Consider the following 576-nt stretch of genomic DNA (forward strand, 5'->3'; position numbering starts at 1 on the left):
TGTTTCGCTGTTTTTGATCACAGGAACAAATGCCTGTAAAACGCCAAGAAGATTATCTGCCTTGATCAGTCCTCCAAGAGCACTTAATCCATTTACCACATCTGCCGCATTCCCCGGCTCCATGATTCCAACATATCCACCGGCACTTTCACGCCCTATGATATGTGCAAAATTATAAGAATTACTATTTTGAATCTGAACTCCAAGAAGTTCTCCTGCATATCCACCGGCTTTTCCCGTAACACCGTCTCCGTCTGTTGCAAGAACATTAAATCCGCCTGTTGCTCCATAAACATCTGAGCTGTCTATGATAGATGCAACTACAGTCAGTGCTGATAACAGTCCTGTCGTAGAAAGAACATGATCCAGAACGCTTGCTCCACCGATGGCTGCCGTACTTCCCATAGCAGCTTTACCAATATAGCCGCCGGCATAACGATAACCATTTACCGCATATGCACTGTCATTTCCGTAATAACTGCTACCATCTTCCTGCTGCAGATTCTTCGGCTCACTGACACCTGTATGCTGCAATTTATTTACATCGGAATTGCTGATCTGTACACCAGTTCCGCA

At 45.0% G+C, this 576-nt stretch carries 1 protein-coding gene; it reads right to left on the minus strand.

The genetic code is table 11. The features are described from left to right. Nucleotides 1-576: hypothetical protein (locus DWZ60_RS17065; protein WP_147397783.1), on the minus strand; the 576-nt coding region annotated here is incomplete at both ends.

The organism is Blautia sp. AF34-10 (genome assembly GCF_003477865.1).
Lineage (GTDB): Bacteria > Bacillota > Clostridia > Lachnospirales > Lachnospiraceae > Fusicatenibacter > Fusicatenibacter saccharivorans.